This window comes from Zooshikella harenae, from assembly GCF_018837975.1.
GTDB classification, from domain to species: domain Bacteria; phylum Pseudomonadota; class Gammaproteobacteria; order Pseudomonadales; family Zooshikellaceae; genus Zooshikella; species Zooshikella harenae.
In genome coordinates this window covers 1-8,127 of record NZ_JAGSOY010000114.1, presented here as the reverse complement: position 1 = coordinate 8,127, position 8,127 = coordinate 1, and the positions used below count along the sequence as shown (strand labels likewise).

The following is an 8,127-nucleotide window of genomic DNA, read 5'->3' as shown; positions in this document are numbered from 1 at the left end:
CGATCGCGGGGCGGTAAATTTTCGTTCCATCTGCTGACATCCATTTGTTGTCTTCTGCCCATAATTCCCCATCATCTGTGAGTTTTACAGTAAATCCTTCATTTTTACCGATTTCAGACAGTTCCTCTGCTACAGCTTTAGACTCGTTTAAGGATGAGAGGAAGACAGCACTCATTGTATTATTGATATCGTCAATACTTAATGGTAAAGGACTAACAACGGGCAAGCCATTTGTTTGGTTATCTGGTAGTTGACTAAGGATAGGATCGTCTGGAAATAAAATTGGTCCATCATTGGGAAAAACAATATCTGAGGCGTAGGCTTGCCCGGCAACTAACAAAGCAATAACAGAAGCGAGTCTGTTCACATATAACTCCTTACTCATAACAAAATAGCAATAATATGTTTATTGATAGGATTATTAATTAGTAGGTGATAGCTAAGTTGGATACACAAGTTGCTGTGTATCACCTGATATATCCTTAGTTATCCCAGTAGTAATCTTGGAGCAAAGCAATAATGTATTTGGTGGATAAGTATCAGGCCTCGAATATGATTAATTGCCACGATATACACTATAAGTATATATACCACATATGATGTCTGTAGCTTTTTAAGAACAGACCATGAATAACCTTGTGTGTAAAGTGAGTATAATAGATGAGAAGATAAATAATTCTTTGAAAGACTGCATATTGTTTGATTAAAAATAGTAATAGTTGCTATTAGCTATATTAATTATGCGAAGTTGATTGGATATATTAAACTAAATGAAAAAAATATTAATAGAATGGGTTTATTGTAATTCTTTGTGAGTTTGTCTGCTTAATGGTGCTTAAAGGCGACTTTTTTATATGGAGGTAAGGTGATATAGCGCTTTTTAAAAAGCATTTTTAGTTTTTGTTAAGTTGGTCTGGCTGCTTTTCCATCATGTTTGCAATTCGTTGTAATGCGGAAATAATTAAGTTTTTTTCCCAATCTTCTAGGCTATTGAAATGATAGATAAAATACTTATGAAATAGTGCGGGTGACATTTCTATAGTACTTAACCCTTTTGCAGTAAGGTGGCAGTGAACTTTACGTTTGTCCTGGGCGGACCTTTTTCGTATTAGTAATTTTTTTTTCTCCAATCTGTCGATAATAGTTGTTACAGTTGCCTGGCTCAAACTTATTTCCTTTGCCAGTTCTTTAATAGTTACTTCACCTTTAGTTTGAATAGCGCTTAATAAAACTATTTGTGGTGTGGTTAACCCGGTAGTTTTAACTAAATGGTGTGACTGGAGATGGTTTGCTCTTATAACCCGCCGTAATGCTACTGAAAGATTTTCTATTTCGTCCAAAGTAAAAATTCCTTCGCTAAATAATAAGAAATAATATTTTTTTAGCTATGTATAGTTTGTAAACGAAGGATAAGCACATTTTATTGTTACGATGCAAGTTAGTCAGTGCTTAGTGTATTGCGCTCAATTTCTATGAGATTAGATAAATCAACAAGAATTAGTAGGCCTTTTGCATGTTTGACTGTTCCCTTAATAAATTGAGACTCAGAAAGTTCCTCTTCAGCACTGGATACATTCATTTCACTGGGGTTGAGCGTGACTATTTCGTCAACAGAATCAACAGAAATGCCATATTGGTTTGAAATAGTATCGAAGATGATAATGCATGAGTCTTTGGTAGGTTGGTTCTCGGGTAATTTGAACAACCTTCGAGCAGAGATAATGGACACAACATTGCCACGTACATTTAACACACCCTCAATGATATCAGGTGAGCCTGGTACGGGGGTTGGCTCGATATAAGGCATAACCTCTCTAACAGTGCTTACCTGATGTACAAAGAGTTCGTTATTTAGCTTAAAGCACAAGTACTGTTTATCCATAAACTAGTAAGATATCTAAATTTTTAGTTTGTATATGTGACATTATTGTAAACATGTATTTAGTGTACTATATATATTTGCAAGTGTGAAATGTGAATTTTGGCAAGTTATGGTCGATAATTATCGATAAGGTTGATTTTTTTGCGTAAATTTGTTTGAATTTTTAGCGTGTAAATATATAGAGTTCTAATAATTAGATATGTATGAATATGATGCAGACAATGTAAAGCTACGGTTACCAAGGTCTAGCGACGGATTTGCCGTTTTTGAACTGATTGGTCTGTGCCCTCCGCTTGATGTCAACTCTACGTATTGTAACTTGTTACAGTGCACACACTTTTCGAGAACATCAGTTGTTGCTGAACTAAGAGGCAACATTGTTGGTTTTATATCCGGCTATGTGGTTCCTGATCGACCTGATTGTCTATTTGTCTGGCAGGTAGCAGTTGACAAGCAGGCTAGAGGTGTTGGTTTAGCGTTACGAATGTTGAAAAGTATTTTAGCCAGAACGCGTAATAGCCAGATACAGACTCTGGAAACCACAATAACCGCGACAAACAGAGCATCCTGGGCTCTATTTGAGCGTTTAGCGCAAGAATTAAAAGCACCATTCAGCAAGTCTGACTTTTTTGATAGCGAAAAGCATTTTGCTGGAAATCATGAGTCAGAGCTTTTAATGCAAATAGGTCCATTTAATGCGCACCTTGAAGTCTAAAATTTGAGACTTCATTGGCTTACCAAGTATGCCCTAGCAAGGGCAGTAAAGAATAATAATTATATGAATATATAGTCGTTATTGTAGTTAACCTTTCTGAGGAAAGGCATAAGGATTGAGCACCTTTAGAGTATATATAGAGCTTTAGGAATAAAGCTAAATAAATTGGGAGAAATAGTGTGAAAATTTTTGATGAGATTGAGTCTGAAGTGCAAAGCTATGCGCGTTCTTTTCCGCGTATATTTAATAAAGCTAAAGGCGATTTCCTTTACGATGAAGAAGGTAACAAATACTTAGACTTTTTAGCAGGCGCTGGCACTTTAAACTACGGCCATAACAATCCCATCTTTAAAGAAGCTTTGCTTCACTACATAAGTAATGATGGCATCACTCATGGGCTTGATATGCATACCCGGGCCAAAGGTGAATTTCTCGAGGTATTTAATGAAATAATATTAAAACCAAGGGGATATGAGTATGTTATGCAGTTTACAGGACCGACAGGGACTAATGCAGTAGAAGCAGCGATCAAATTAGCAAGAAATGTAACAGGACGAGAGACAATAGTTTCTTTTACTAATGGTTTTCATGGCGTCACCTTAGGATCATTAGCGTTAACAGGTAATTCTCACCATCGGGGGGCTGCAGGTGTCAGTCTAAACGGAAGTATTCGAATGCCTTATGATGGTTATTTAGGTGAGGGCATAGACACAACAGCCTACCTGGATAAAGTGCTGTCTGATTCAAGCAGTGGTGTGGATAAACCTGCAGGTGTCATTGTGGAAACGGTACAAGGTGAGGGTGGAATTAATGCGGCATCTCTGGAGTGGCTGCGTAACCTTGAAGCAGTATGCCGTAAACATGAGATATTATTAATCGTTGATGATATTCAAACAGGATGTGGGCGGACTGGTGGTTATTTTAGTTTTGAAAAGGCAGGTATCAGGCCAGATATTGTAACTTTATCCAAATCGCTAAGTGGTTATGGTTTACCTTTTGCCGTCGTGTTATTTCGACCTGAGTTAGATCGTTGGAAACCAGGCGAACATAATGGGACATTTCGTGGGAATAACTTAGCTTTTGTTACAGCTAAAATTGCTATAGAGCATTATTGGACAGATCACCAATTCGCTAATGATATTAAACGAAAAGGTGAGTATATTTCGAAAAGTTTAAAATCAATTGTAGCGAAGTATGGGGAAGGTAACTTTACACCATGCGGTCGAGGCATGATGCAAGGCATCAATTGTGTGAATGGCGACTTAGCTAATAAAATTACGCGTAAAGCATTTCACAATGGTTTGATTATTGAAACCAGTGGTGCTGATGACCATGTAGTTAAGTTTCTATGTCCGCTTACCATTACTGATGTTAACTTGAAAAAAGGCATCAATATTGTTGAGCAGGCTATTAAAGATGTATGTGCCGAGGAAAAAATAATTCCAGGTCAGGTTGACTATTTTGAACCTCAAAAGCTGGCAAGTTAGTAGTTATCTATTGAATGTAAAATAGTTTTAATATTGTTAACTTGGTAGATAATGATCGATTGACACAGAAAGTTATAGATCTTAACAAGAGCTAGTTAAATAAAGTATCAAAAAGATTCAATAATTTGGTGATTAAATGATTGTAAGAACATTACAAGAAAGCGAATCGTGTGGACGTAAAATTATCTCGCCTGATGGAAACTGGGACAGTACTCGGTTATTACTAAAAAATGACAAAATGGGATTTTCCTTCCATATAACAACAATTTATGAAGGCGCTGACTTTCAAATGCATTATAAAAATCATTTGGAGTCAGTTTACTGTATTTCTGGTGAAGGTGAAGTTGAAACGCTGGATGATGGTAAAAAGTATCCAATAAAACCAGGTACTATTTATATCCTAGATAAAAATGATAAGCATATTCTTCGTGCATTTTCGGAAATGAAAATGGCATGTGTCTTCAATCCTCCTCTAAATGGTACAGAAGTTCACAATAAAGATGGGGCATATGAAGTAGAAGCTGATCCACTTGCTGTAGCATCTTAATACGTTATTTTTATTGGAAGCTGTTTATACAAACTTGTAAACCGTGCTCCCTTCGTTATGGGTAAAGATATTAGCCTTTTCAAAAGGTGGACTTACCCATAACGAAGGGATTTTAATCAGGCTAGTCTGGACTGTTAAAACTAACAGTATCCACTTTAATATATATAGAAGCGCTGTTGGGCTGTAATATTAATAAGTGGTTAATCCTCGGTTTATATAAGGTTTGTCATGCTGATTAAATAAATGAAATTAAAATGTAGTAATATTTTGAGGATTATTTCAAAAGGAATTTATGAGGATAGTAAATGAAGATGCATAGTGTAGAAAAAATTGGTGGAACGTCTATGAATGACTTTTCCGCTATCAGGGATAATATCATATTTAAGCCAACGCAAAGTAATACCTTATATCAACGTATTTTTGTTGTATCCGCTTATGGGGGTATTACAGATCAACTATTAGAATACAAAAAATCAGGAAAACCAGGGGTTTTTGCTTTATTTGCGAATGGTGTCAAAGATGAAAGTTGGCAGGATGCGCTAGAAAGTTTAAGAGCTCGCATATTCTCTATAAATAAAAATCTATTTTCAGATGAAATCCTACTAGAAAAAGCAAATAAATTTATAGGGCAACGTTTAAATGATGCTGAACGTTGTTTGAAAGATTTGCAAAGGTTATGTCGTCATGGTCATTTTGCGTTGGATACACATTTAGCGACTGTCCGGGAGATGCTGGCAAGTATTGGGGAGGCACACAGTGCCTGGAATATGACGCATTTACTTAAACAGGAAGGTATTGACACCTGTTTTGTTGATCTAACGGGTTGGCAATCGCCTTGTCATCTTGCGTTAGATGATAGAATAACTCAAGCATTCAATACAGTGGATTTGAGTAAACAGTTAGCAATTGTGACTGGCTATGCTCATTGTGAAAAAGGTTTAATGTCTTCATATGATAGAGGATACAGTGAAATTACATTTAGTAGAATAGCGGTGTTAACAGAAGCTAAAGAAGCAATAATTCATAAGGAATTTCATTTGAGTAGCGCTGATCCAAAACTGGTTGGCGAGGCGAATGCAGTACCAATTGGACGAACTAATTATGATGTTGCAGATCAATTAGCTAATCTTGGTATGGAAGCTATTCATCCCAAAGCAGCAAAGGGATTGAGAAAAAATGAAATACCATTAAGGGTTAAAAATACCTTTGAGCCAGACCATACTGGTACATTAATCACGGGGAGTTATGTGAGTGATAAGCCTTGTGTTGAGATAATTGCAGGTTGCAAAGGTATTTATGCCGTTGAACTTTTTGATCAGAATATGGCAGGTAATATAGATTTTTATGATAAAGAAGTATTAGCAATACTTCATCGTTTTAAAAGTCATCCAATTGGAAAAGATACCAATGCAAATACAATTACCCACTATCTTTCCACTAATTTAAAAACAGTCAAGCGTATACGTCAGGCATTAGAAGACAGATTTTGTGAAGCACATATTAACCAACAAAAAGTTGCGATTGTATCTGTAGTTGGTAGTGATATGCAGGTACCAGGCATGTTAGCCAAAGCGGTACTTGCTTTAGCTGAGCAAAAGATTAGTGTTTTAGCGGTACATCAAACGATGAGGCAGGTGGAAATGAGATTTATTGTCAGTGAAGATGACTATGAAAAAGCAGTTAAGGGCTTACATCGTTGTCTTGTAGAAGTTCATGAGCATGGACAAGCAATTTGTTTAGCATCTTAATCAAGAATATTTAAAGCGACAAGTAGTGTTATTTGAATTATTATCTTGATTTATACAGCACCTTGGAGCTTTGGAAAGACTAAGTACAAATTATCACAAATAAATCTGTTTGAATTAATATAAAGAACTTGAGTAATTTCTCAAAGTCGAAAAGGGTATTTCTATTTAAGCTCTTGTTCAGGACTTGTCATTCTTAGCATCGTTAAAAAACACTATGAATAAAGAATGTATGTAAGCACTATGAGAAATAGTGCTTACGAAAACTGCCTGTAGAGGTTAGTAACGTGCTCTGCGTTGAGGACGCTCTCCACGAGGACGTGCTTGGTTGACTTTTATATTTCTGCCTTTAAACATACTGTCATTAAAGGCCTTAATAGCGGCATCTGCCTCAGAGTTATCAGGCATTTCAACAAAACCAAATCCTTTAGACTGCCCTGAGAATTTGTCAGATATAAGATTCACTGCAGAAACTTCACCAAACTCAGAAAATGCGTCTCTCAAGTCATCTTCGGTAACACTGTAAGCCAGATTGCCAACATAAAGATTCATATTTTTTCCTAGTATTTAGTGTGTTGATTGAGATTACGCTATAGAAAACCAAACACACAAATTATTCGATAGCGAAAGCCGACTTTCGACTTATTCATTATTGCACACACTATGCTTTAGCGACATTAGACTGGCTAGTTTTAGGTATGCTTTCTGCTATTCATGGCCTAAGTATCATTTGAGCTGCGTTTAAGGGTGCTTATCTTACACTTGTTACTCTTATTACAGCCCGATGTACTGTTATCAGGAAGTACTTGAAAATAAAGTCTGCCTGAATTACAGCAATGGTAAGTATGATATATTCAGAATAGCTTATATTCTAATTCTTTTAGTTAACAGTAGAATCCTTTGTATACTGTAAATCTATCTGCCGCCACAATACCAACTTACAGAGCAAAAGAATATTAATTTATGCTAAGTAGACATTATTTTTTTAAGCAAAAGGACAGGTTACTATAATTATAGTTTGTAGATCGATGTTTTTAAGAGATTTTGGGTGTAGATAATGAAAAATAACAACTTACTTTGACTAGGTTGGTGAGGTGAACTGAAATCTTATGATACATTCTTACCTAGTAAGCAGAGGGGGACATTTATCCCCGTTTACTACTAAGCGAGAAGGTAACCACACCTAAAATACGGATGCCATCTTCTTTTACTGCAAGGTCGGCGGTCGTATTTCCTCCTGTGCATAACCAGGCACTTAATTCTTTAACTACAAGCTGGCGGATAAGCAATTGGTTATGGTGGCTTGCGACAACGATATCACCATGGGCAGGTTTAAGTGAGCGATCAATAATGAGTAAGTCACCGGCCTTGATGTGATGAGCATGCATATAGTCATCACCAGCTTCAATGATGAATGTTGCTTCAGGGTGTTTGACAACATAGTTGTGTAAGTTGACACGCTCTTCGATAAACTGCTGTTTTAATTGTGGAAAACGGGTTGCTATAGAGTGATCAAAGCGCGGAGTTGTTGCTTGTTGAATCATAGCCTTACCATTGAAACTATTAGTATTGTATATATATACAGTATTATGAGGAATCAATGAACACCAATTGGAATTACCTATAAACAGCAACAGTTGCTATCAAAATAAATGATAATGGAGTGTTTATAGGCCTTGAGCTTGGTATCTATGAAAAAAGGCAGTAGCCGTATAACCTTAGGTGTATTATAAGACTACCTGTCTGCAGGG

Annotated in this window: 9 protein-coding genes; 4 read left to right on the top strand and 5 right to left on the bottom strand. The window is 36.4% G+C overall.

All coding sequences use genetic code 11. The annotated features are described in order from the left end of the window. The 3 genes from KCG35_RS22770 to KCG35_RS22760 form a co-directional block, all read right to left on the bottom strand. A partial coding sequence (locus tag KCG35_RS22770) for a hypothetical protein (protein WP_215822158.1) occupies window positions 1–367 on the bottom strand: 367 nt, incomplete at its 3' end. Window positions 368–893: 526 nt separating this feature from the next. Then, window positions 894–1,340 (bottom strand): MarR family winged helix-turn-helix transcriptional regulator, encoded by a 447-nt coding sequence (locus KCG35_RS22765; RefSeq protein ID WP_230409329.1) that lies wholly within the window; start codon window positions 1,338–1,340, stop codon window positions 894–896. Window positions 1,341–1,438: 98 nt separating this feature from the next. Further along, the gene (locus KCG35_RS22760; protein WP_215822157.1) at window positions 1,439–1,882 is read right to left on the bottom strand and encodes a chemotaxis protein CheW; all 444 of its coding nucleotides are present in this window, start codon (window positions 1,880–1,882) and stop codon (window positions 1,439–1,441) included. Window positions 1,883–2,081: 199 nt separating this feature from the next. Here KCG35_RS22760 and ectA point away from each other — a divergent pair, with 199 nt between their 5' ends. From ectA to KCG35_RS22740, 4 genes are all read left to right on the top strand, one after another. After that, complete coding sequence (gene ectA, locus KCG35_RS22755) at window positions 2,082–2,597, top strand: diaminobutyrate acetyltransferase (protein WP_215822156.1); 516 nt, start codon at window positions 2,082–2,084, stop codon at window positions 2,595–2,597. A gap of 179 nt (window positions 2,598–2,776) precedes the next feature. Further along, entirely contained in the window at window positions 2,777–4,084 is a 1,308-nt protein-coding gene (gene ectB / locus KCG35_RS22750; protein ID WP_215822155.1) for a diaminobutyrate--2-oxoglutarate transaminase, read from the top strand. A 136-nt stretch (window positions 4,085–4,220) separates the two neighbouring features. Beyond that, window positions 4,221–4,631 carry an ectoine synthase gene (locus KCG35_RS22745; protein ID WP_215822154.1) on the top strand — a complete coding sequence of 137 codons (411 nt, stop codon included), beginning with the start codon at window positions 4,221–4,223 and terminating at the stop codon, window positions 4,629–4,631. Between the two features lie 305 nt (window positions 4,632–4,936). Next, a complete protein-coding gene (locus tag KCG35_RS22740) occupies window positions 4,937–6,379 on the top strand; it encodes an aspartate kinase (RefSeq protein ID WP_215822153.1) in 1,443 nt (480 codons plus the stop codon). Between the two features lie 276 nt (window positions 6,380–6,655). Here KCG35_RS22740 and rbp read toward each other — a convergent pair whose 3' ends face one another. Together rbp and KCG35_RS22730 are read right to left on the bottom strand one after the other, a co-directional pair. Next, complete coding sequence (gene rbp, locus KCG35_RS22735) at window positions 6,656–6,928, bottom strand: RNA-binding regulator (protein WP_215822152.1); 273 nt, start codon at window positions 6,926–6,928, stop codon at window positions 6,656–6,658. Between the two features lie 593 nt (window positions 6,929–7,521). Continuing rightward, entirely contained in the window at window positions 7,522–7,920 is a 399-nt protein-coding gene (locus KCG35_RS22730) for a S24 family peptidase (protein WP_215822151.1), read from the bottom strand. Window positions 7,921–8,127: the final 207 nt, after the last annotated feature.

Excerpts from the sequence above, each read along its gene's own strand:
- KCG35_RS22730 (WP_215822151.1), bottom strand. The coding sequence starts at position 7,920 with ATGATTCAACAAGCAACAACTCCGCGCTTTGATCACTCTATAGCAACC.
- KCG35_RS22745 (WP_215822154.1), top strand. The coding sequence starts at position 4,221 with ATGATTGTAAGAACATTACAAGAAAGCGAATCGTGTGGACGTAAAATT.
- rbp (WP_215822152.1), bottom strand. The coding sequence starts at position 6,928 with ATGAATCTTTATGTTGGCAATCTGGCTTACAGTGTTACCGAAGATGAC.
- KCG35_RS22760 (WP_215822157.1), bottom strand. The coding sequence starts at position 1,882 with ATGGATAAACAGTACTTGTGCTTTAAGCTAAATAACGAACTCTTTGTA.
- ectA (WP_215822156.1), top strand. The coding sequence starts at position 2,082 with ATGTATGAATATGATGCAGACAATGTAAAGCTACGGTTACCAAGGTCT.
- KCG35_RS22740 (WP_215822153.1), top strand. The coding sequence starts at position 4,937 with ATGAAGATGCATAGTGTAGAAAAAATTGGTGGAACGTCTATGAATGAC.